General features: G+C 70.7%; 20 protein-coding genes, 5 tRNA genes and 1 pseudogene. 5 read left to right on the top strand and 21 right to left on the bottom strand.

Going from position 1 to position 21,385, the window contains the following annotated elements; all coding sequences use genetic code 11:
* Nucleotides 1-118 precede the first annotated feature (118 nt).
* From OHU74_RS25925 to OHU74_RS25905, 5 genes are all read right to left on the bottom strand, one after another.
* Nucleotides 119-1,171: a cell division initiation protein gene (locus OHU74_RS25925; RefSeq protein WP_371618084.1), complete on the bottom strand. Its 1,053-nt coding sequence runs from the start codon at nt 1,169-1,171 to the stop codon at nt 119-121.
* A gap of 118 nt (nt 1,172-1,289) precedes the next feature.
* The gene (gene coaD, locus OHU74_RS25920) at nt 1,290-1,769 is read right to left on the bottom strand and encodes a pantetheine-phosphate adenylyltransferase (protein WP_371619814.1); all 480 of its coding nucleotides are present in this window, start codon (nt 1,767-1,769) and stop codon (nt 1,290-1,292) included.
* A 29-nt stretch (nt 1,770-1,798) separates the two neighbouring features.
* Nucleotides 1,799-2,377 (bottom strand): 16S rRNA (guanine(966)-N(2))-methyltransferase RsmD, encoded by a 579-nt coding sequence (rsmD, locus tag OHU74_RS25915; RefSeq protein ID WP_371618083.1) that lies wholly within the window; start codon nt 2,375-2,377, stop codon nt 1,799-1,801.
* 62 nt (nt 2,378-2,439) lie between these two features.
* On the bottom strand, nt 2,440-5,706 hold the full coding sequence (locus OHU74_RS25910) for a helicase-related protein (RefSeq protein ID WP_371618082.1): 3,267 nt from the start codon (nt 5,704-5,706) through the stop codon (nt 2,440-2,442).
* A gap of 26 nt (nt 5,707-5,732) precedes the next feature.
* On the bottom strand, nt 5,733-7,412 hold the full coding sequence (locus OHU74_RS25905) for a DAK2 domain-containing protein (protein WP_371618081.1): 1,680 nt from the start codon (nt 7,410-7,412) through the stop codon (nt 5,733-5,735).
* A gap of 243 nt (nt 7,413-7,655) precedes the next feature.
* Between OHU74_RS25905 and rpmB the strand changes: the two genes are divergently transcribed.
* Nucleotides 7,656-7,841, top strand: a complete 186-nt coding sequence (gene rpmB / locus OHU74_RS25900; RefSeq protein WP_073911113.1) for a 50S ribosomal protein L28 — start codon at nt 7,656-7,658, stop codon at nt 7,839-7,841.
* A gap of 157 nt (nt 7,842-7,998) precedes the next feature.
* Here rpmB and thiD read toward each other — a convergent pair whose 3' ends face one another.
* Nucleotides 7,999-8,808, bottom strand: a complete 810-nt coding sequence (gene thiD, locus OHU74_RS25895; protein ID WP_371618080.1) for a bifunctional hydroxymethylpyrimidine kinase/phosphomethylpyrimidine kinase — start codon at nt 8,806-8,808, stop codon at nt 7,999-8,001.
* On the bottom strand, nt 8,805-9,788 hold the full coding sequence (locus tag OHU74_RS25890) for a thiamine-phosphate kinase (protein WP_330298774.1): 984 nt from the start codon (nt 9,786-9,788) through the stop codon (nt 8,805-8,807). The genes thiD and OHU74_RS25890 overlap by 4 nt, the downstream gene beginning before the upstream one ends.
* A 245-nt stretch (nt 9,789-10,033) precedes the next feature.
* Between OHU74_RS25890 and OHU74_RS25885 the strand changes: the two genes are divergently transcribed.
* Both OHU74_RS25885 and OHU74_RS25880 read left to right on the top strand, forming a co-directional pair.
* Nucleotides 10,034-10,267 (top strand): Lrp/AsnC ligand binding domain-containing protein, encoded by a 234-nt coding sequence (locus tag OHU74_RS25885; RefSeq protein ID WP_112450218.1) that lies wholly within the window; start codon nt 10,034-10,036, stop codon nt 10,265-10,267.
* A 20-nt stretch (nt 10,268-10,287) separates the two neighbouring features.
* A complete protein-coding gene (locus tag OHU74_RS25880) occupies nt 10,288-10,791 on the top strand; it encodes a DUF3515 family protein (protein ID WP_371618079.1) in 504 nt (167 codons plus the stop codon).
* A gap of 129 nt (nt 10,792-10,920) precedes the next feature.
* Here OHU74_RS25880 and OHU74_RS25875 read toward each other — a convergent pair whose 3' ends face one another.
* From OHU74_RS25875 to OHU74_RS25865, 3 genes are read right to left on the bottom strand one after another with little or no spacing between them, the layout of a single operon-like run.
* Nucleotides 10,921-12,078, bottom strand: a complete 1,158-nt coding sequence (locus tag OHU74_RS25875) for a D-alanine--D-alanine ligase family protein (RefSeq protein ID WP_330298772.1) — start codon at nt 12,076-12,078, stop codon at nt 10,921-10,923.
* A 39-nt stretch (nt 12,079-12,117) separates the two neighbouring features.
* Nucleotides 12,118-13,128, bottom strand: coding sequence for an NAD(P)H-dependent glycerol-3-phosphate dehydrogenase (locus OHU74_RS25870; RefSeq protein ID WP_371618078.1), 1,011 nt, complete (start codon nt 13,126-13,128; stop codon nt 12,118-12,120).
* Entirely contained in the window at nt 13,125-13,877 is a 753-nt protein-coding gene (locus OHU74_RS25865; protein WP_371618077.1) for a lysophospholipid acyltransferase family protein, read from the bottom strand. Before OHU74_RS25865 ends, OHU74_RS25870 begins: the two co-directional genes overlap by 4 nt.
* 176 nt (nt 13,878-14,053) lie before the next feature.
* Between OHU74_RS25865 and cofC the strand changes: the two are divergent.
* Nucleotides 14,054-14,716, top strand: a pseudogene (cofC, locus tag OHU74_RS25860) (2-phospho-L-lactate guanylyltransferase); the annotation flags it as partial.
* Between the two features lie 316 nt (nt 14,717-15,032).
* Here the strand turns inward: cofC and OHU74_RS25855 are convergent.
* The 4 genes from OHU74_RS25855 to leuC form a co-directional block, all read right to left on the bottom strand.
* Nucleotides 15,033-15,722, bottom strand: a complete 690-nt coding sequence (locus tag OHU74_RS25855) for an HU family DNA-binding protein (protein ID WP_371618076.1) — start codon at nt 15,720-15,722, stop codon at nt 15,033-15,035.
* Nucleotides 15,723-15,867: 145 nt separating this feature from the next.
* Nucleotides 15,868-16,095 carry a hypothetical protein gene (locus OHU74_RS25850; RefSeq protein ID WP_330298768.1) on the bottom strand — a complete coding sequence of 76 codons (228 nt, stop codon included), beginning with the start codon at nt 16,093-16,095 and terminating at the stop codon, nt 15,868-15,870.
* 137 nt (nt 16,096-16,232) lie between these two features.
* The gene (leuD, locus tag OHU74_RS25845; RefSeq protein ID WP_371618075.1) at nt 16,233-16,826 is read right to left on the bottom strand and encodes a 3-isopropylmalate dehydratase small subunit; all 594 of its coding nucleotides are present in this window, start codon (nt 16,824-16,826) and stop codon (nt 16,233-16,235) included.
* Between the two features lie 5 nt (nt 16,827-16,831).
* Nucleotides 16,832-18,256 (bottom strand): 3-isopropylmalate dehydratase large subunit, encoded by a 1,425-nt coding sequence (gene leuC / locus OHU74_RS25840; protein WP_371618074.1) that lies wholly within the window; start codon nt 18,254-18,256, stop codon nt 16,832-16,834.
* A 184-nt stretch (nt 18,257-18,440) separates the two neighbouring features.
* Here leuC and ndgR point away from each other — a divergent pair, with 184 nt between their 5' ends.
* Nucleotides 18,441-19,157: an IclR family transcriptional regulator NdgR gene (gene ndgR, locus OHU74_RS25835; protein WP_112450208.1), complete on the top strand. Its 717-nt coding sequence runs from the start codon at nt 18,441-18,443 to the stop codon at nt 19,155-19,157.
* A gap of 155 nt (nt 19,158-19,312) precedes the next feature.
* On the opposite strand, the gene OHU74_RS25830 is transcribed toward ndgR, so the two are convergent.
* From OHU74_RS25830 to OHU74_RS25800, 7 genes are all read right to left on the bottom strand, one after another.
* Nucleotides 19,313-19,385, bottom strand: a tRNA-Glu gene (locus tag OHU74_RS25830).
* Nucleotides 19,386-19,407: 22 nt separating this feature from the next.
* Nucleotides 19,408-19,479, bottom strand: a tRNA-Gln gene (locus tag OHU74_RS25825).
* Between the two features lie 24 nt (nt 19,480-19,503).
* Nucleotides 19,504-19,576: transfer RNA gene (locus OHU74_RS25820), tRNA-Glu, on the bottom strand.
* Between the two features lie 61 nt (nt 19,577-19,637).
* Nucleotides 19,638-19,710 (bottom strand) — tRNA-Glu (locus OHU74_RS25815).
* A 26-nt stretch (nt 19,711-19,736) separates the two neighbouring features.
* Nucleotides 19,737-19,808: transfer RNA gene (locus OHU74_RS25810), tRNA-Gln, on the bottom strand.
* A gap of 86 nt (nt 19,809-19,894) precedes the next feature.
* Complete coding sequence (locus tag OHU74_RS25805; protein WP_371618073.1) at nt 19,895-20,623, bottom strand: HAD family hydrolase; 729 nt, start codon at nt 20,621-20,623, stop codon at nt 19,895-19,897.
* 10 nt (nt 20,624-20,633) lie between these two features.
* Entirely contained in the window at nt 20,634-21,305 is a 672-nt protein-coding gene (locus tag OHU74_RS25800) for a DUF4241 domain-containing protein (protein ID WP_371618072.1), read from the bottom strand.
* Nucleotides 21,306-21,385: the final 80 nt, after the last annotated feature.

Genomic DNA, 21,385 nt, shown 5'->3' with positions numbered 1-21,385 from the left:
GCTGAAGATCAATACTTCCGCCACTCATGGGCAGCATGGATCGCGGTGCATACGCGCGACCGAAGAGCCAGGATACCCGCCGCTTCGCTCTGAGCCCAATCCGCGTGCGGAGCGGAGGTCAGCGGCCCTGCTCGTACTGACGCAGCTGGTCCAGGTTGATCATGCTGGTGTCGAAGAAGCTGGTCTCGTCGAGCGCCGCCTGCTGGTCCTGGGCGCCCTGGTGCTGCTGCTGGGGCTGCTGCTGGTAGCCCGCGTACGGGTCCGGCTGCTGCTGCTCGTAGGAGACCGCGTACGGGTCCGGCTGCTGCTGGACCTGCTGGTAGCCGGAGTAGGGGTCCTGGTAGCCGTAGGCGGCGTCCTGCTGGACCGGCTGCTGGTAGGCGTAGGTGTCGTACGCGGGCTCCGGCTGCGCCTGCATCTGCGCGGGGATCAGCGGGGCCTCCGGCTCGGCCAGCCCGGCCAGGAAGTCGGCGTCGCTCGCCGAGCGGGACTGCTGGAGCCCCGCCGCGTCCTGGGCGGCCATGTGCGCGCCGAGGTCGTCCGTGCCCACCCGGCCGAGGAGCTTCTGGCGGCCCCGGCCGACGGCCTCCAGGGTCTTGGAGAGCACCGCCTCGAAGGTGGCCAGCTTGGTGTCCACGTACGCGTCCGCCTGCTGCCGCTGCGTCTCGGGGTCGTGGCTGCGCTCGGGCGCCTCGGCGTCGGGGTAGCCCTGCTCGTCGAGCCCGGCCCCCCGGCCCAGGAGCTTCTCGCGGCCCCGGTCCACCGAGCCGATGGTCTTGGTCAGGACGACCTCGAAGTTGGCGAGCTTGCTGTCGACGTAGTCGTCGGCCTCGGCCCGGACCTCCTCGGCCTCCCGGCGGGCATCCGCCAGGATCCGGTCCGCCTCGTCCTGGGAGCGCCGGGCGACCTCGGTGTCGGAGATCAGCGAACCGCGCTGGGCGTGCGCCGACTCGATGATCCGGTCCGCCTCCCGGCGGGCCTCCTCGACCATCTGCTCCCGGCCGCCGATGAGCTCCTGCGCCTGGGCGAGCGAGCCCGGCAGGGCGCCCCGCACCTCTTCGAGGAGGGCGAGCAGCTCCGCACGGTTGATCACGCACGAGGCCGACATGGGCATGGACCGGGCGCTGCCGACGGCCGCGACGATCTCGTCGAGCTTCTTCTGCACGTCCATGGGGGCTCGCACTCTCTCGGCCTCGGGCGGTTCCCGAGACGGACGGGAAGACTTTAAGGCCACCGGACCGGGAGCCGACACCGACTGATGCGGCGTCAGGGATTCCGGCGGCCGGACCTCAGCGGTTGGCCAGCCGCTCCATCAGGGCGGCGTGCACGTGGGCGGGCAGCAGGTGGGCCACGTCTCCGCCCCAGGTCGCCACTTCCTTGACCAGTGAGGAGGACAGGAAGCTGTAGGTGGGGTTGGTCGGGACGAAGAGCGTCTCGACGCCCGAGAGCCCCATGTTCATCTGGGCCATCTGGAGCTCGTAGTCGAAGTCGCTCACCGCGCGCAGGCCCTTGACGATGGCCGGGATCTCGCGCTGCTTGCAGAAGTCGACGAGGAGCCCGTGGAAGGACTCGACCTCGATGTTGCCGTAGCCGGCGGTCGCCTCGCGGATCAGCTCGATCCGCTCCTCGACGGTGAAGAGTCCCTGCTTGGACTGGTTGATCATCACGGCGACGTGGACCACGTCGTAGAGCCGGGAGGCCCGGCCGATGATGTCGAGATGTCCGTTGGTGATGGGGTCGAACGACCCGGGACAGACGGCGCGGCGCAACTTGATTCCCTCGCTCCCCGGTACGGGATTCATGACTCTTCGCTGATGGTGGCGGCTCGGCCGTACCAAAGGGTGCCTTCGCCGTACTTCCTGGACCGGAGCGCCTCGAAGCCCTCGGGCCACGGGAACGCGCCACTCCTCGTCCTGCGCTCCACGGTGACGAGCGCATCGCCCGTGAGCCAGCCATTGGACCGGAGTGTGAGCAGGATCTCGCGAAGATCGTCGTGCGCCACCTCGTAGGGCGGGTCCAGGAAGACCACGTCGTACGCGTCCCCGTGCGCGGGAACGGCCGCGATCTGCTCGGCCCTGCCCGACCGGAACTCGGCGCCGGGCAGGCCGACCGAGGTGATGTTGGCCTTGATGGCCTTGGCCGCCTTGGCGTCGGGCTCGACCAGCAGTGCGTGCCCCGCACCGCGGGAGAGCGCCTCCAGACCGACGGCGCCGGAGCCCGCGTAGAGGTCGAGCACCCGGGCCCCCTCGATGCCGTGCAGCGACTCCCACGTGGAGAAGAGGCCTTCGCGCATCCGGTCCGAGGTCGGGCGGGTGCCGGTGCCGGGCGGTACGACGAGGCGTCGCCCGCCTGCGCTTCCGGCGATCACGCGGGTCATCTGGGGTCCTTCGGTGGGGGCGAGCAGAGGAGGTACAGGGCTTCAACGATAGGTCGTGCCGCTCACCCCTTCTCCAGGTACTGCTCCCGTTCGGTGTCCAGGAGGGCGTCCAGGGCGGTCTTCAGGCCCGGCAGTCCCGCGAGCTCCGGATCGGCGGCGACCACGCGGGTGGCCTCCTCGCGGGCCTGGGTGATGACCTCCTCGTCCTCGATGACCGCGAGCATGCGCAGGGAGGAGCGGACCCCGGACTGGGCCTGGCCCAGTACGTCGCCCTCGCGGCGCTGCTCCAGGTCGATGCGGGAGAGCTCGAAGCCGTCGAGGGTGGCGGCGACGGCGGCGAGCCGGGCGCGGGCGGGGCTGGCCTCGTGCATCTCGCTGACCAGCAGGCACAGTCCGGGTGCGGAGCCGCGGCCGACGCGGCCGCGCAGCTGGTGGAGCTGGGAGACGCCGAAGCGGTCCGCGTCCATGATCACCATGACGGTGGAGTTGGGGACGTTGACCCCGACCTCGATGACGGTGGTGGCGACGAGGACCTTGACCTCGCCCGCGGTGAAGCGGCGCATGACGGCGTCCTTGTCGGCGGGATCCATCCGCCCGTGCAGCACCTCCACGGCCAGACCGGCCAGGGGGCCCTTCGCGAGCTGTTCGGCGATCTCCAGGACGGCCAGCGGGGGCCGCTTGTCGGCGTCTTCCGCCGCGGCGGCCTTCTCCGCGGCGGCCTTCTTCTTCGCGGCGGCCTTGACCGCCTTGCCGCCGTTCTCCTCCGGGTCGTCGGAGTCTCCGATGCGCGGGCAGACCACGTACGCCTGGTGCCCGTTCTCGACTTCCTCGCGGACCCGCTCCCAGGCGCGGGCCAGGAAGTGCGGCTTGTCCTTGGCGGGCACCACGTGGGTGGCGATCGGGGAACGTCCGGCCGGCAGCTGGTCCAGGACGGAGGTCTCCAGATCGCCGAAGACGGTCATGGCCACCGTGCGCGGGATCGGAGTCGCGGTCATGACGAGCAGGTGCGGGGGCTGCTTGCCCTTGGAGCGCAGTGCGTCGCGCTGCTCCACGCCGAAGCGGTGCTGCTCGTCGACGACGACCAGGCCGAGGTCGTGGAACTTGACCTTGTCCTCGATGAGGGCGTGGGTGCCGATGACGATCCCGGCCTCGCCGGTGACCAGGTCGAGCAGGGCCCGGCGCCGTGCGGGCACTCCCATCGACCCGGTGAGCAGCACCACCTTGGTCCCCTGGTCGAACCCGCCGAGCATGCCGCCTTCGGCGAGTTCGCCCATCATCTCGGTGATGGACCGGTGGTGCTGCTGTGCGAGCACCTCGGTGGGCGCGAGCATCGCGGCCTGCCCGCCGCTGTCCACGACGGCGAGCATGGCCCGCAGCGCGACCATCGTGTTGTGCGTGACGGTGAAGTTGTCGGTCACATAGGCGTGGCTCGGGTGCTCGATACTGATGCACTGGACTGGCTTGGCCCCGACGTGTTCCACTGCCCGAATACCCCGCCGGAAGGTGTTGTACTTCGGCCTCGGCCGCATTCGCGCCGACTTGCGCGACAGCCTGAACGGCTCGAACTCCTCGGGCAAAGCGACGGAGACGTTGAAGGCCGATTTCGTGGGCAGCACGCGGGCGCGTCCGCCGAGAGAGCGCACAAGCCAGGCCACGTCCTGCGCCAACCGGAGCGAGACAGAGCAGAACGAAATGCTCATTCCGTTCGCTTGAAGCGTCCCGTCCGTGTCCATGAGCCCTTGAAGGACCGCCAGCCGGTCCTTGACCGGTGCGTTCTTGTAGACGTCCGGGACGAACTTGTCGTGCGAGGTCGCACCCCACAGCCCCAGGTCACGAACCGCTTGGATGACGGGATTCCGTCGAGTGCCGCCCCTCGGCCCACTCATCCGGATCGTGTAGTCGAACCGGGATCCGGGAACAGGGGCCATCTCGCAGTCCGGGGCCACCTCGGCCTCGACCGCGGCCAGGATCTCCGCGTCAGCGGTGGACAGCCGCAGGTTGTGCCGGAACGACCCGTCACCGATGAGTACACCCATCAGGTAGGGATCAAGTGGTTGGCCGTGACCGCTCGCGAGGTCCACGGGTACGGCTACCGGCAGGTACCACTTGGAAGATCCATTGGCCTTGTGCAGGTCCGACCGGATCTCCCTCGTGGTCATGACCTTGGGTTCCTGGCCCCGGTGCCATCCACAGCTGGTGCCGACGATCCACAGGTGTTCGTCGTCGCACTCGACCGCGCTTCCGTCCGAGAGCATCACCCGCCACACCTCGCGCTCTCCCTGTGGGAAGACGCCTCCCACGACGGCGATCTCGCCGGTCGGCACAACCACCTCGTCCCCGACCTCGATGTCGCCCATCGGCCGGAAACCCATGGGTGTCAGAACCTGGGCGTCGAGCGGCTGAGCCTTGCCCGAGCCCACCTCTCCCTGGAGGAGCCGGTGCATGGGGTGGTCGGTGGCGAGGTCGTCGAAGATCTCCTTCGAGACGGTCTCCTGGCCTTCGGTGAGGGTGAAGGGGAGCTTGGCGTCGAAGGAGTCGAGGAGGCCGCCGGGGGTGGGGCGGCGCGGGACGGCGGGGAGCTGGGAGTCGGCGTGCCTGCGGCGGGCGAGGGCCACCTGGAGGACGAAGGCCTCGTCCCACTTGAGGCGCGCGCGGGCGTCTTCGATGTCGGCCTTGGTGGCCGGGCGGTGGATCTTGAGCAGGGCTTCGGTGAGCGGGACCAGCCCGCGGCCCTCGCGCAGCACGGGCGGCAGCGGGTCCACGGCCTCCTGGACGCTCGGCAGGACCGCGTCCACGCATTTGGCGATCTTCCAGGACTCCATCTGCTTGCAGGCGGGGTAGATGGGGATCAGCTGGTTGGCGAAGGCGGCCGCCGCATCGGTCTCTCCGGCTTCCGCGCCGAGGGGTTCGTACGCCGGGTGGGAGAGCTGGAGCTTGCGGTTGAACATCCCGACCTTGCCCGCGAACATCGCCCGGCTGCCGGGCAGCAGTTCCTTGTGCGGTTTGTGGACGCCCGAGCCGAAGAAGACGAGCTGGAGCCGGCCGCTGCCGTCGGTGATGGTGACTTCGAGGCGTTTGCCGCCGCCGCGGCTGCCCTGGTAGGTCAGCAGGCGGGCGTCGGCGACCTGCGCGACCACGGTGACGTGCTCGTCGATCTGGTCGGCGAGCTCGGCCAGCGAGGTCAGCTCGCCGCGCTCGGCGTAGCGCCGTGGGTAGTGGTGGAGCAGGTCCAGGGCCGTGTGCAGGCCGAGCTGCTCGGCGAGCACCTTCGCGGTGGCGGGGCCGAGGGTCTTCTTGAGGTCTTCGTCGAGCGCGGGCACGTGTTCCATTGCACACCATGGCTCCGACAACCCGGCTATTCCACCCCGATGAGCAGCGGCGCCGACCCGCGGCCGCCCCGGTAGGTCACGGTGTCGACCGCCAGATGGGACTGCTGGACGTACGCCTCCAGGCGCGCGGCCAGCGTGTCCGGCACTTCGGGTCCCAGGACCAGGGTGACGAGTTCGCCGCCGGAGCCGAGCATCCGGGCCAGGACGGCCTCGGCGGTCTCGGGCAGGTCCGGGCCGATGACGGCCACGTCCCCGTCGATGAGGCCGAGCACGTCGCCGGCCTGGCAGATGCCGGCGGAGGTGAAGGACTGCCGTTCGGCCACGGCGAGTTCGCCGTAGCGGGTGGCGCCGGCGGCCGCGGTCATGGCGACCACGTCCTCGTCGAAGGTGCCCTCGGGGTCGTGGACGGCGAGCGCGGCCAGGCCCTGGACCTCGGAGCGGGTGGGGATCACGGCGACGCGTACGCCGTCGGCGCGGGCCTGTTCGGCGGCCGCGGCGGCGACGGCCCGCAGTTCGGCGGAGTTGGGCAGGAGCACGATCTCGCGGGCGTGCGCCCGGCGGACGGCCGCCACCAGTTCGGCGACGGCCGGGGGTCCGTCGGGCCGTGCGAGCACGGTGGTGGCCCCGGCCTCCCCGCACAGTCCGGCCAGCCCCTCGCCCTGGACCACGGCTACGACGGCCCGCTGGGCGCGCTCGCCGCGGGTCCGGCGCCGCTCGTCGCCGAAGTGCGTGATGCGGATCCGGTAGGGCCGTCCGGCGACCACTCCGGCCTCCACGGCCGCGCCGGGGTCGTCGACGTGGACGTGGACGTTCCACAGCCCGTCGCCGCCGACCACGACGAGGGAGTCGCCGAGTCCGTCGAGCCGGGTGCGCAGCTCCGCGACCCGCGCCTCGGCGGCCTCCAGCAGGTAGAGCACCTCGTACGCGGGTCCGCCCAGGTCCTCCGCGCAGGGTTCCGGCGGCCGCGGTACGGGTACGGCCCGGCCGCGTACCGGCTCGTCGGCCGGCTCCTGCCCGGACAGGGCCTGCCAGAGGGCTCCGAGTACGGCGACCAGTCCGCAGCCCCCGGCGTCGACCACCCCGGCCCGGCCCAGCGCGGCCAGCTGTCCCGGGGTCTCGGCGAGGGCGGCGCGGGCCCCGTCGTAGGCGGCCGCGGCCACGTCGGCGGCGGAACCGGCGGCCGCCTCGGCGACCGCGGCGGCCTTCGCGGCGGCGGTGGCGACGGTGAGCATGGTGCCCTCCACCGGGTGCGCGACGGCCTGGTACGCCTCCTCGGCGGCCCGGGTCAGCGCCTGGGCCAGCAGCCGCGCGGGCCCGCGCCCGGCGGGCTCGTCCGCGAGTACGTCGGCCACTCCGCGCAGCAGCTGCGCGAGGATCGTCCCGGAGTTGCCCCGGGCGCCTATCAGGGCTCCGTGCGCGAAGGCCCGTACGGCTTCGGGCAGGGAGGTTCCCGCTGTGCCGTCCGTCACGCCCGCGAAGACGTCCGCGAGCTCCCGGTCGGCGGATTCGGCGGTCAGGTAGAGGTTGGTCCCGGTGTCCGCGTCGGCGACGGGGTAGACGTTGATCGCGTCGATGTCCTCGCGGGCCCGGCCCAGCGCGGCCAGGGCCAGCGCGCTCCAGGTGCGCACCGCTTCGGCGTCGAGGGCGTCGCGTTCGGCGGCCTCGGCGGGCTCGTCGAGGGGGTGCGGTTGCGGCTCGTGCGCCACCGGGCGTTCCTCCTTGTGCGGGCCAGGGTTCACCGCAGGGTAACGAAGGACGGCTGGGAGGGCGGGACCCCGGGGCTGGGGCGGCGGCGGACATGGTAGTTTTCTTGGACCGAGGCAGTCGTTGTATGCTGCTCCGGTTGCCCGATGAGAGTCGGGCCATCCCCCCGGCAAACCACCTTCAGATCCCTGATACCGGTGCGCCGGGATTCACTGTAAGTGCATCTGAAGTCTTTGGAGTGACCTGTGGCTGCCAACTGCGACGTTTGCGCCAAGGGGCCGAGCTTCGGCAACAGCATTTCCCACTCGCACCGCCGCACCTCGCGTCGCTGGAACCCGAACATCCAGCGTGTCCGTGCCGTGGTCAATGGGACGCCGAAGCGCCTCAACGCCTGCACCTCGTGCATCAAGGCCGGCAAGGTCTCGCGCTGACGCCTTCCGTCGTAGCGCAGCCCTTTCCGGTTGCCCGAGAGGCCGGTCCACCTTGGTGGACCGGCCTCTTGCATTGCCTGAAACGCCTGTAGGGGTCACTTCCCGATCGTGGGAAGTGACCCCTACAGGCGTTTGAGGGTGTTCAGGCCCCGGGCCTTCAGGCGTTCGCGCGCCACCGCCACGCGTGGTCCACCGGTCCGATGCCCGCGCCGAGCGCGAAGCCGGCCGCGATGGCTCCCGTGACGTACTCCTTGGCCGCCGTGACGGCCTCCGGGACGGGCAGGCCCTTGGCCAGGCCCGCCGCGATGGCGCTGGCGAGGGTGCAGCCGGTGCCGTGGGTGTGCCGGTTGTCGTGGCGCGGGGCCCTCAGCCAGCGCTCCTCGGCGCCGTCCGTCAGCAGGTCCACGGCCTCGTTCCCGTGGGCCGCGAGGTGGCCGCCCTTGATCAGCGCCCAGGCGGGCCCGTAGCCGAGGATCGCGTCGGCGGCCCGGCGCATGTCGTCCTCGCTCTCCACGACGACTCCGGTGAGCTGGGTCACCTCGTCCAGGTTCGGGGTGGCGACGGTGGCCCGGGGCAGCAGTTCCTTGCGTACGGCGTCCAGCGCCGTGGCGGCGAGCAGCGCGTCCCCGTGCTTGGAGACGCCGACCGGGTCCACGACGGCCGGGGCGCCGGTTCCCGCGAGCAGTTCGGCCACGGTCTCCACGAGCCCTGCGGACGACAGCATCCCGGTCTTGACGGCCTGGACCCCGATGTCGTCCACCACGGCCCTGTACTGGCCCCTGACGGCCTCCGGGGGCAGTTCCCAGACCCCTTTGACACCGAGCGAGTTCTGCGCGGTCACAGCGGTCACCACGCTCATGCCGTGGACCCCGAGCGCCAGCATCGTCTTGAGGTCGGCCTGGATGCCCGCGCCGCCGCCGGAGTCGGATCCGGCGACGGTCAGGCACAGCGGCGGGTGGGCACTCACAGCGAGTGGTCCTCGACGGCCGGGTCGGCGCCGAAGTGGTCCCAGCCGCCGGTGCTGGTCCAGGGGGCGCCGTCGACGGTCACCTGGGGCAGCGCGGAGCGGTTCTGGACCTCGCCGATCACCTTCCAGCGGGCCGGGAGCTTCACGTCGGGCGGGAAGGTGGCCACGATGGCGTGGTCCTCTCCCCCGGTGAGGACCCACTGGAGCGGGTCCACGCCGACGGCCTGGCCGATGTCGTGCATCTGCGAGGGGATGTCGACGGCCGCCGAGCGCAGGTCGATCCGTACCTTGCTGGCCTCGGCGATGTGCCCGAGGTCGGCGATCAGGCCGTCGCTGACGTCGGTCATGGCGGTGGCGCCGAGTCCGGCGGCCGCGGGGCCCGCGTGGTACGGCGGTTCGGGCCGCCGGTGGGCCTCCACGAAGGCCCGCGGGGAGCGGAAGCCGCGCGAGAGGACCGCGAATCCGGCCGCGGACCAGCCGAGCCAGCCCGTGACGGCCACGACGTCGCCGGGCTGGGCGCCGGAGCGCAGCACGGGCTCGTGGTTGCGCAGGTCGCCGAGTGCGGTGATGGCCACGGTGATCACGTCGCCGCGGACCACGTCGCCGCCGACCACGGCCGCCCCTGCGACCTGGCATTCGTCGCGGATGCCGTCCATCAGCTCGGTGGGCCAGGTGACCGGCAGCTCCGCCGGGACGACCAGGCCGAGCAGCAGCGCGGTCGGCACCGCGCCCATGGCGGCGATGTCGGCGAGGTTCTGCGCGGCGGCCTTGCGGCCGACGTCGTAGGCGGTGGACCAGTCGCGCCTGAAGTGCCGGCCCTCCAGCAGGATGTCCGTGCTCGCCACGACCCGCCGGTCGGGGGCCGACACGACCGCGGCGTCGTCGCCCGGTCCGAGCCGGACCGCCGGGGTGGTGGTGAGCCGTGAGGTGAGCTCTCGAATGAGCCCGAACTCCCCCAGCTCGCCCACAGTGCCCTTCATCGCTGTGCCCCTTCTTGCCCAGTCCGCTTGCGGTCGCGAGCCGTCACAGCTCTGGGTACCGTCAACAGATACGTCAACTTCTGCTCTCCGTACGCCCCGCTCTGCGCGCTGCCTGGCCCCCGGGTCTCCCCGCGGCGCTCGGCGACGCGGTACCGTGGCGTCCCTTCTTCCCCGGGCCCACCCGTCATCCCCGGGCCCACCCGAAGGGTAGGGGAAATGATCCTCGCGGCCGCCCTGGAGGTTTCGTGGTACAGGCGTACATCCTCATCCAGACCGAGGTGGGCAAGGCGTCGTTCGTCGCCGAGTCCATCGCGCAGATCGCGGGGGTGATCCAGGCCGAGGACGTGACGGGCCCGTACGACGTGATCGTGCGCGCCCAGGCCGACACCGTGGACGACCTCGGCCGCATGGTCGTCGCCAAGGTCCAGCAGGTGGAGGGGATCACCCGCACCTTGACCTGCCCGGTGGTCCATCTGTAGCCCCCGTCTACTCTTGGCCGGTGAAGTCCCGACACAGCCGGCGTTCGTCTCTGCTCTGCGCCCTGCCCGCGCTGGCCGCCTCGGCGGCCCTCGCGGGCTGTTCCCCGTCCCCGGGTGGCGCGGAGGCCCGGGTGGATCCGCCGCCCGCACCGCCCGCCGATGTCGCGGGCTTCTGTGCGGCGCTCCACAAGGAACTCCCCGACACGGTGGCCGGTCTGGCCGGGACTCCGGCGGTGCCGGCTTCCGACCTGACCGCCGCGTGGGGCGGCTCGGCGATCGTACTGCGGTGCGGTATCGCCAAACCCACGAAGATGGCGGATCCGGAGCAGGACGGCGTCGAGGTCAACGGTGTCGGCTGGCTTCTGGAGAAGCTGGACGACGGCGGCTTCCGGTTCACCACCGGGCTGCGGCTGGCGTACACGGAGGTCCGGGTCGACAAGGAGCATGCCACGGATGCGGGCATGCTGGTGGGCCTGTCCGCGGCGATCGCCAAGACCGTTCCGGAGGGCATCGCCTCCTACTGAGCCCGCGCCGGGCCCCACGGCCCCGCACGAGGCCCCGTACCCGCTCATGAGGACCGCCCGTCGGCCATCCCTGTCAGGGGGAGCCGGCGGGCGGTCCTCGTGCGTGTACGGGGCTTCGTGCCCGAGTGGCTAGCGCAGCCCGGTGGAGCGGCGCAGGGCGGCCTGGATCAGGCGGTCCACCAGCTCCGGGTACTCGATGCCCGACTCCTGCCACATGCGCGGGTACATGGAGATCGGGGTGAAGCCCGGCATGGTGTTGATCTCGTTGATGACGAAGGTGCCGTCTTCGGTGAGGAAGAAGTCGGCGCGCACCAGGCCCTCGCAGGACGCGGCGTCGAAGGCCTCGATCGCGAGCTTCTGGACTTCGGCGGTCTGCTCCGGGGTGAGCGGGGCGGGCACGAGTCCGGAGGCCGAGTCGATGTACTTGGCCTCGAAGTCGTAGAAGTCGTGGCTGGAGACCGGCGGGATCTCGGCGGGCACGCTCGCGCGCGGACCGTCCTCGAACTCCAGGACTCCGCACTCGATCTCGCGGCCGCGCAGCAGCGCCTCCACGATGATCTTCGGGTCGTGGCGGCGGGCCTCGCGGATCGCCGCGTCCAGCCCGGAGGCGTCGTCGACCTTGGTGATGCCGATCGAGGAGCCGGCGCGGGCGGGCTTGATGAACAGCGGCCAGCCGTGCTCGCCGGCGAACTCCGCGATGCGGCCCAGCGCACCCTCGCGGTCGTTCTCCCACTCGCGGGGGCGGATCGTCACGTACGGGCCGACGCGCAGCCCGAAGGACGTGAAGACCCGCTTCATGTAGTCCTTGTCCTGGCCGACGGCCGAGGCGAGGACGCCCGAGCCGACGTACGGGATGCCGGAGAGTTCCAGGAGGCCCTGGAGGGTGCCGTCCTCGCCGTACGGGCCGTGCAGGACGGGGAAGACCACGTCCACCTCGCCCAGGGCCTTGGGGACGGCGCCCGGCTCGGTGTAGACGACCTCGCGGCTGGCCGGGTCGACGGAGAGCACGACGGTGCCCTCCTCGGATTCGGCGAGCTGCCCCACATCGGGGAGCTTGCCGCCGGAGATGGCCATCCGGGAGGGCTCGTCGGAGGTCAGCGCCCACCGGCCGTCCGTGGTGATGCCGATGGGCAGCACCTCGTACTTGGAACGGTCGATGGAGCGCAGCACGGCGCCCGCGGTGACCACGGAGATGGCGTGTTCCGAGCTGCGGCCGCCGAACACGACGGCCACGCGGGGCTTGCGGCCCTGCTGCTCAGGGGTCTGGGGGAGGTTCTCGCTGCTCATATCGCCACGAGGGTACCCGCTCATGCGTCCGGAAAGCAGTCAGCGCCGTTCCGGTTTGGCGCTGCGGCCCATGAGTTCCTTGAGCGCGACCAGGGTGGGCTTGCCGTGGTGGACGATGTCGACCACCGTGTCGGTGATCGGCATGTCCACTCCGTGGCGGCGGGCCAGATCGGCCACGGACAGGCAGGACTTGACGCCTTCGGCGGTCTGCTTGGTGACCGCGATGGTCTCCTCCAGGGTCATCCCGCGGCCCAGGTTGGTGCCGAAGGTGTGGTTCCGGGAGAGCGGCGAGGAGCAGGTGGCGACGAGGTCGCCGAGGCCCGCGAGGCCGGAGAAGGTCAGCGGGTCGGCGCCCATCGCCAGGCCCAGCCGGGTGGCTTCGGCGAGGCCGCGGGTGATGAGGGAGCCCTTGGTGTTGTCGCCCAGGCCCATGCCGTCCGCGATGCCGACGGCGAGGCCGATGACGTTCTTGACGGCTCCGCCGAGCTCGCAGCCGATGACGTCGGTGCTCGTGTACGGGCGGAAGTACGGGGTGTGGCAGGCGGCCTGGAGGCGCTGGGCGACGGCCTCGTCCACGCAGGCGACCACGGAGGCGGCGGGCTGCCTGGCGGCGATCTCGCGGGCCAGGTTGGGCCCGGTGACGACCGCGACGCGGGAGGCGGGGACCTTGGCCACCTCTTCGATGACCTCGCTCATCCGCTTGGCCGTGCCGAGTTCGACGCCCTTCATCAGGGAGACCAGCACGGTGTCGGGGGCGAGCAGCGGCGCCCAGTCGGCGAGGTTGCCGCGCAGGGTCTGCGAGGGGATGGCGAGGACCGTGAACTCGGCGCCGGCCGCGGCCTCGGCCGGGTCGGTGGTGGCGCGGATGTTCGCGGGGAGTTCGATGTCGGGGAAGTAGTCCGGGTTGGTCCGGCCGCTGTTGATGGCGTCGACGAGCTCCTGGCGGCGGCCCCACAGGACCACCTCGCAGCCGGCGTCGGCGAGCACCATGGCGAAGGCCGTGCCCCAGGAGCCGGTTCCGAATACGGCTGCCTTCACGGGACGTGTCACTTGTTGCCCTCCCCCGCGGCCTTGCGCCGCTGTTCCAACCTGGCCTTGCGATGGTCGTACGGCTGCTCGGGCGCGGTTTCGCCGCGCAGTTCCTCCAGCAGCCCGGTGATGGCCGCCATGATGACCTCGGTGACCTCCTTGAGCACGTCCGGGGTGGGTTCCCGGTCGTAGTACGCGGAGAGGTCCACGGGCGGTCCGGCGAGCACCTGGAGGGTTTTGCGCGGGAACAGGCTGAGCTTGTTCTCCTTGGCGTAGGGCGGCATCGCGAGGTTCGCGCCCCACTGGGCCACCGGAATGACCGGGGCCCTGGTCAGCAGCGCCACCCGGGCGGCGCCGGTCTTGCCGGCCATCGGCCAGATGTCGGGATCGCGGGTGAGGGTGCCTTCCGGGTAAAAGGCCACGCATTCACCGCGCTCGATCGCGTCCACGGCGGCCCGGAATGCGTCCAGGGCGTTGGTGGACTCCCGGTAGACGGGGATCTGGCCGGAGCCTCGCAGGATCGCGCCGACAATCGGCACCTCGAAGAGGGCCGCCTTGCCGAGCAATCGGGGCACCCGGCCGGTGTTGTACTGGAAGTGCGCGTAGGAGAGCGGGTCCAGATACGAGTTGTGATTGACGGCGGTGATAAATCCGCCCTCGGCCGGAATGTGTTCCATTCCCCGCCAGTCCCGCTTGAAGAGCACTACCAGCGGCGGTTTCGCGATGGCCGCCGCAAGGCGGTACCAGAAGCCGATTCTGCGGCGGGACACTCGGACACCTTCCTCTAGGACCGGTGCGCGGCTTGGGCACCTCGGGGCCGGACAAGTGTCGCCCCGGGTCCGGTCTCTGTCGAGAACACCGTACGCCCCGCACACCCCGGGCAGGCCCCGGGCCGTCCGGCATGAGGTGACAATGGGCCCACGCATGACCTGGCCATGACCCGTACATGGTCTACGAAGCTGCGCGAGCGCACCGGAGGAAGGGGTCGGTCACGAACGCCGTCTGGAGTCTGGTGGTCCCGCTGAAGCCCTTGGCCGTGGCCAAGAGCCGCCTCGCGCGGGCGGTGGGGGCGTCCCGGCCGGGGCTGGCCCTGGCGTTCGCGCTGGACACCGTCGCGGGGGCGCTGGCCTGCGCGGCGGTCGCAGATGTGGTGGTCGTCACGGACGATCCGGCGGCCGGGGCGGAACTGGCCCGGCTGGGGGCGCGGATCGTCCGGGACTCCCCGGGCGCGGGGCTCAACGCGGCGCTGGCCCACGGGGCGCGGGAGATACGCACGGGCCGGCCGCGGGCGGCGGTGGCCGCGATGAACGCGGATCTGCCCGCGCTGCGGCCGCCGGAATTGCTACGCGTGCTCGATGCCGCTTCTACATTTCCCCGGGCATTTCTGGCGGATGCGGCGGGAATCGGGACGACCTTGCTTTCTGCTGCGCCGGACGTGGAATTGGCACCCTCGTTCGGCGGTCCGTCGCGGGCCCGCCATTCGGCTTCGGGGGCGGTGGAAATGGCCCTCTCAGGCGTGGACAGCGTGCGCCGGGACGTGGACACCGCGGAGGATCTGCGCACGGCCCTCACCCTCGGCGTGGGCCGCCATACGGCCCGATACAGTGCCCGTATGCAGGCGACCGCGTACACGTACGACTCCCAGACCCGCAGCGGCAGTGTGCTGCTGGACGACGGCACCCCGGTGCCCTTCGAGGCCCCGGCCTTCGACGCGGGCGGCCTGCGGCTGCTGCGCCCCGGGCAGCGGGTCCGGATCGAGACGGACGGCGAGGGCGCGGGCCTGCGGATCACCCTGGTCACGCTGCAGACGTTCTGACCCCGGCCCGGCGGCCCCGGGGGCGCGGGGCGGCCGAAGGCGCCGGGACGCACCGCGGGCCGGCTTCCCCTGACGTGGGGAAGCCGGCCCGTCGTGTGTGACTCGTGCCCTACTTGGTCTTGCGGGCGGTGGTCTTCTTCGCGGTGGCCTTGCGCGTCGCCGTCTTCTTGGCGGGCGCCTTCGTCGCTGCGGTGGCCTTCTTGGCCGCCGGCGCGGTCTTCTTCGCCGTGGCGGTGGCCTTCTTCGCCGTCGCGACGGCCTTCTTGACCGTGGCCTTCTTGGCCGCGGGGGCGGCCTTCTTCGCCACTGCGGTCTTCGCGACCGCCTTCTTGGCGGTGGCCGTGGTCTTCTTCGCGGCGGTCTTCTTCGCGACCGTGGTCTTGGCCGCGGCCGCCGCCTTCTTGGCGGTGGTGGCCTTCTTCGCGGCGGCCTTCTTCACCGTGGCCGAGGCCGCGGAAGAGCCACCCGTGAGGCTGCCCTTGGGCGCCTTCTTCACCGACACCTCGCCGCCCTTGGGGAGCTTCTTGGTGCCGCTGACCAGGTCCTTGAAGCCCTGACCCGCGCGGAAGCGCGGCACCGAGGTCTTCTTGACCCGGACGCGCTCTCCCGTCTGCGGGTTGCGGGCGTAGCGGGCCGGGCGGTCGACCTTCTCGAACGAGCCGAAGCCCGTGACCGAGACCCGGTCGCCCGCGACGGTCGCGCGGACGATGGCGTCCAGTACCGCGTCGACAGCGTCCGCGGCCTGCTGACGGCCGCCCAGCTTGTCGGCAATCGCTTCTACGAGCTGCGCCTTGTTCAACGTCTTCCCCTTCGGAGACTTCGCCAGAACGAATGTGTTCAAGCTTATTTCGCACGTTAGGCGGATATATACCGCAAATCAAACACGAAACGGGCTTATCACCCTAGTGCCGCAACGCTGTAGGCCGTTACGGAGTTCCTTCGCATCAGTCGCCTTCAGGGAATCGACCCTCGTCGAGGTCCTTCATCAACCTGTCCAGGCGCACTGCCGCATCGGCGAGATCGTGCTTCGCCGCGGCAGTGACGACCAACAGCTTCCGGGTCAGCGCCATCCTTACGCCCTCCGGGACTTGCAGTGAGCGCACCCGTGTGTGTGCTTCTTTCAATCGGTCCGCGACAAGTTCGTAGAGCTTAAGTTGACTGTCGCGTTCCATGCACAGATTGTGCCATCTGGGGCGAGTTGTCGCCTCACGGGGCCTCAACACACAGCTGTGCCCCCTGCCTGACGGCAGGGGGCACAGTGTTGCCTATGTGATCACCCGAAGGCGAATAAGCGCTGATCAGGCAGGAATCACGCCTGAATCGTGCGCGGCTTGAAGGTGGGTCGAACGCTTTCGTAGGTGGCGATGTCCGCTTCGTTCTGAAGGGTGAGCGAGATGTCGTCCAGCCCCTCCAGCAGCCTCCATCGGGCGTTGTCGTCGAGTTCGAACTCGGCCACGACGCCTTCGGCTCGGACCTGGCGGTCGACCAGGTCGACCGTGATCTCGGCGGTGGGGTCGGCCTCGGTCAGCTTCCACAGCTGCTCGACGGTCTCCTGCGGCAGGACGACGGTCAGCAGACCGTTCTTCAGCGAGTTGCCGCGGAAGATGTCGGCGAAGCGGGAGGAGATGACCGTCTTGAAGCCGAAGTTCTGCAGGGCCCAGACGGCGTGCTCGCGCGAGGAACCGGTACCGAAGTCGGGGCCGGCGACCAGGACGGTCGCGCCCTCGCGCTCCGGGCGGTTCGTGACGAACTCCGGGTCCTTGCGCCAGGCCTCGAAGAGCCCGTCCTCGAACCCGTCGCGGGTGATCTTCTTCAGCCAGTGGGCGGGGATGATCTGGTCGGTGTCGACGTTGCTGCGGCGCAGCGGGACGGCCCGGCCGGTGTGGGTGGTGAAGGCTTCCATCGTTCTCAGACTCCGGCGGTCGCGGTGGCGTCGGACAGGTCGGCGGGCGAGGCCAGATGGCCCAGCACCGCGGTGGCGGCGGCCACCTGCGGGGACACCAGGTGGGTGCGCCCGCCCTTGCCCTGCCGGCCCTCGAAGTTGCGGTTGGAGGTGGACGCGGAGCGCTCACCGGGCGCCAGTTGGTCGGGGTTCATGCCCAGACACATCGAGCAGCCCGCGTGCCGCCATTCGGCGCCGGCCTCCTTGAAGACCTTGTCCAGGCCCTCGGCCACGGCCTGGAGGGCGACGCGGACCGAGCCGGGGACGACCAGCATCCGTACGCCGTCGGCGACTTTGCGGCCCTCGATGATGCCCGCGACGGCGCGCAGGTCCTCGATGCGGCCGTTGGTGCAGGAACCTACGAAGACGGTGTCGACCTTGATGTCGCGCAGCGGCTGTCCGGCGGTCAACCCCATGTACTCCAGGGCCTTTTCGGCGGCGTGGCGCTCCGAAGCGTCCTCGTACGAAGCCGGGTCGGGGACGTTGGCCGACAGGGGCGCGCCCTGGCCCGGGTTGGTGCCCCAGGTGACGAACGGCGAGAGCGTGGTGCCGTCGATGACGACCTCGGCGTCGAAGACCGCGTCCCCGTCGGTGTGCAGGGTCTTCCAGTACGCGACCGCCGCGTCCCAGTCCTCGCCCGTCGGGGCGTGGTCGCGGCCCTCCAGGTAGTCGAAGGTGGTCTGGTCGGGGGCGATCATGCCCGCGCGGGCGCCGGCCTCGATCGACATGTTGCAGATGGTCATGCGGGCTTCCATCGACAGGTTCTCGATGGCCTCGCCGCGGTATTCCAGGATGTAGCCCTGGCCGCCGCCGGTGCCGATCTTGGCGATGATCGCCAGGATCAGGTCCTTGGCGGTGACGCCATCGGCCAGCGCGCCGGTGACGGTGATCGCCATCGTCTTGGGGCGGGCCAGCGGCAGCGTCTGCGTCGCCAGGACGTGCTCGACCTGGCTGGTGCCGATGCCGAAGGCCAGCGCGCCGAAGGCGCCGTGCGTGGAGGTGTGCGAGTCACCGCAGACCACGGTGGTGCCCGGCTGGGTCAGGCCCAGCTGCGGTCCCACGACGTGGACGACACCCTGCTCGACGTCGCCCAGCGAGTGCAGGCGCACACCGAACTCGGCGCAGTTCGACCGCAGCGTCTCCAGCTGGGCCCGGGAGACCGGGTCCGCGATCGGCTTGTCGATGTCGATCGTGGGGGTGTTGTGGTCCTCGGTCGCGATGGTGAGGTCGAGGCGCCGGACCTTGCGGCCTGCCTGGCGCAGACCCTCGAAGGCCTGCGGGCTGGTCACCTCGTGCAGCAGGTGCAGATCGATGAAGAGGAGATCGGGCTCACCTTCGGCGCGCCTGACGACATGGTCGTCCCAGACCTTCTCCGCGAGTGTCCTACCCATCGCTTTCCCTCCGGCCGGCCGGTTGTGCCGGCGCTTGATAGAGATCTTGTGCGCCTGATCGCCCGTACCCCACGTCCCGGACGACGGCTCGGACCCAGTGGTTCGTGGACCCGCACATACAGACTCGCTGGTTCTTGGAAAAATTGAACTTGCGTTTCACAGTGTGAGACGCGAATATCGTTTCATGGACAACTCTAGCGGCGTCGGCGTTCTCGACAAGGCAGCTCTGGTACTGAGCGCACTGGAGTCCGGTCCGGCCACCCTCGCCGGGCTGGTCGCGGCGACAGGGCTCGCACGACCCACGGCACATCGCCTTGCCGTGGCACTGGAACACCACCGGATGGTGGCGAGGGACATGCAGGGCCGGTTCATCCTCGGACCGCGGCTGGCGGAGCTCGCCGCCGCGGCCGGCGAGGACCGCCTGCTGGCCACGGCCGGACCGGTGCTCACCCACCTCCGGGACGTCACGGGAGAGAGCGCGCAGCTCTACCGGCGTCAGGGCGACATGCGTATTTGCGTGGCGGCGGCCGAGCGGCTGTCGGGTCTTCGGGACACCGTCCCGGTGGGCTCCACGCTCCCGATGAAGGCGGGCTCGGCCGCGCAGATCCTGATGGCCTGGGAGGAGCCCGAGCGGCTCCACCGCGGCCTGCAGGGCGCGCGCTTCACCGCGACGGCGCTCTCGGGCGTACGGCGTCGCGGCTGGGCGCAGTCGATCGGCGAGCGGGAGCCCGGCGTGGCCTCCGTCTCGGCGCCGGTGCGCGGCCCCTCCAACCGCGTGGTGGCCTCCGTATCGGTCTCCGGGCCGATCGAGCGGCTGACCCGGCACCCGGGGCGCATGCACGCCCAGGCCGTCATCGACGCGGCCGCACGCCTCACGGAGGCCCTGCGGCGCTCCAGCTGACCCATCCCGTCTCCCACATCCACCCCCGGGCCCGGGGGCGCGTACGACGCCGCACACGTCCGAACGCGCGCCTCCGGGCCCGTACTTGTGCCCTGGTTGCGTCCGGGAACGCGAAGAGGCCCTCCGCGATGAACGCGGAGGGCCTCTTCGATGCGTACCCCCGACCGGATTCGAACCGGCGCTACCGCCTTGAGAGGGCGGCGTGCTAGGCCGCTACACAACGGGGGCTAGCTGTTACTGCGGTACTGCGCTGGGCTACCAGGACTCGAACCTAGAATAAGAGAACCAGAAACTCTCGTGTTGCCAATTACACTATAGCCCAATGGTCTAGACCAGCTAGACACCGTACCCCCGACCGGATTCGAACCGGCGCTACCGCCTTGAGAGGGCGGCGTGCTAGGCCGCTACACAACGGGGGCCCTAGCGATCCTGCATCAAAACATCCGGGTGCGACCCAAGAAATCTCACGGGAAGGATCTGTACCCCCGACCGGATTCGAACCGGCGCTACCGCCTTGAGAGGGCGGCGTGCTAGGCCGCTACACAACGGGGGCAAGCACTGCGTTACTACTGAACTGCGCTGGGCTACCAGGACTCGAACCTAGAATAAGAGAACCAGAAACTCTCGTGTTGCCAATTACACTATAGCCCACCAAAACGCAAGCCCCTGAGGTGCTTTCGTTCGGTTAGCGCCTCCGGTCCGGCCTTTCGGCCCGCTCGGGCGGCGCAGAAAGAACATTACCGGATGCCTGACCGTGCTCCAAAACGGGTATCCAAGGCCAGCAGCTCGGGGAGCCGTTCGAGTCCGGCGATCCGGTGCACGCCCTCGGGTCCCGGCCCCCGGCCGCCGTCGCGGTCGAGCCATACGGCGGTCAGCCCGGCGTCACGGGCGCCGCGCGCGTCGATCTCCGGCTGGTCCCCCACGTAGACCACCTCGTGCGGCTCCAGCGCGAGCTCCTCGCACGCCGCGAGGAAGGCCCCGGCCTCCGGCTTGCTGACGCCCAGCTCGACGGCGCACACCAGGACCTCGAAGCGGTCGCGCAGGCCGAGGTGGCGCAGCTTGGGGTCCTGGTTGGCCACGGAGGAGTTGGAGAGCACCCCGTGCCGGTACCCCTGCGCGAGGGCGTCCAGTACGGGCACCACGTCGGGGAACAGCTCCCAGGCGGCCTGGTAGTGCCCGACGTACCGCCCGAACCAGTCGTCGGCCCCGGCGTCGCTCATCCCGGGCTCCCCGAGGAACTCCCGCACCCGGTCCCGGCGCTGCCCCTGGAAGGTTCCCTCGCCGGCGGCGAAGCGCTCCCAGTGCCGGTCGGTGATCCGCCGCCACAGGGCGAGCGCCTCGCGCGGGGCCCCGTACCGCTCCGCGATCCCCTCGGCGGCCAGGTGCGCGGCCAGCCCGGCCCGGTCGGCTCCGGTGTAGTCGAACAGGGTGTCGTCGATGTCCCACAGCACGGCACGAATCGGCATACCGCCGACCCTACGCCGGGGCCTCGCCGCGCGTGGGCACGACGAAGAAGTCCGTGAGGAAGCAGGCCACCTCGCCGGCCCCGTCCCTTCCGACCCAGGTCGGATACGCGCCGTCGCCCCAACCCGACGTGAAGGCCGCGAGCGTGTGTCCGTCGAGGCCCGTCGCGAAGAACACGGCGGGGCCGTCCCCCACGGTCTCCATCGCCGCCCAGACCGGCCCTTCCTCGTCCTCCGTGCCGGGGAAGGCCCCGTCGGCGGAAGCGTCGTAGAAGCAGCCGGTGCCCGCGTCCACTCCGTAGCCGAAGAACTCGTCGTCGCCGAGCTCCGAGACATCCTGCCCCTCCTGGAGCGCGAGCTCCCAGGTCACAGTCGGCACGTCCCGGATCACGAGGCGCGCGGCAGCGACCCTCGTGTGCGGACGTGTCGCCCTCGGCTCACCGGGCCGGGTCAGCGTGGCTATGGCTGCCTCCACCCGGTACCGGCCCGGGGGCACCTGCGTGGTGAAGGCCCCGATGTCGCCCGAACCCAGGTACACGAACGGGTCGCAGGCGACGACCCGGCCCGTGGGCAGCGACAGCTCGCCCACCTCGGCCAGGGAGAGGATCCCCGTCTGTCCGCTCTCGTAGGAGAAGGTGTTGCCCGGCGTGAAGTGCCAGGTGTAGTCGGGTGCGGTCATCGGCATGGCTGCGGGCCTTCCATGGAGTGCGTGATCAACTCAGTGCACCCTAGGCTCCGGCACCGACAATGCCGGAGGGGCGGCAG

It is taken from the genome of Streptomyces sp. NBC_00454 (assembly GCF_041434015.1).
In the GTDB taxonomy this organism is placed as follows: domain Bacteria; phylum Actinomycetota; class Actinomycetes; order Streptomycetales; family Streptomycetaceae; genus Streptomyces.
This window is presented reverse-complemented; position numbering and strand designations above follow the sequence as displayed.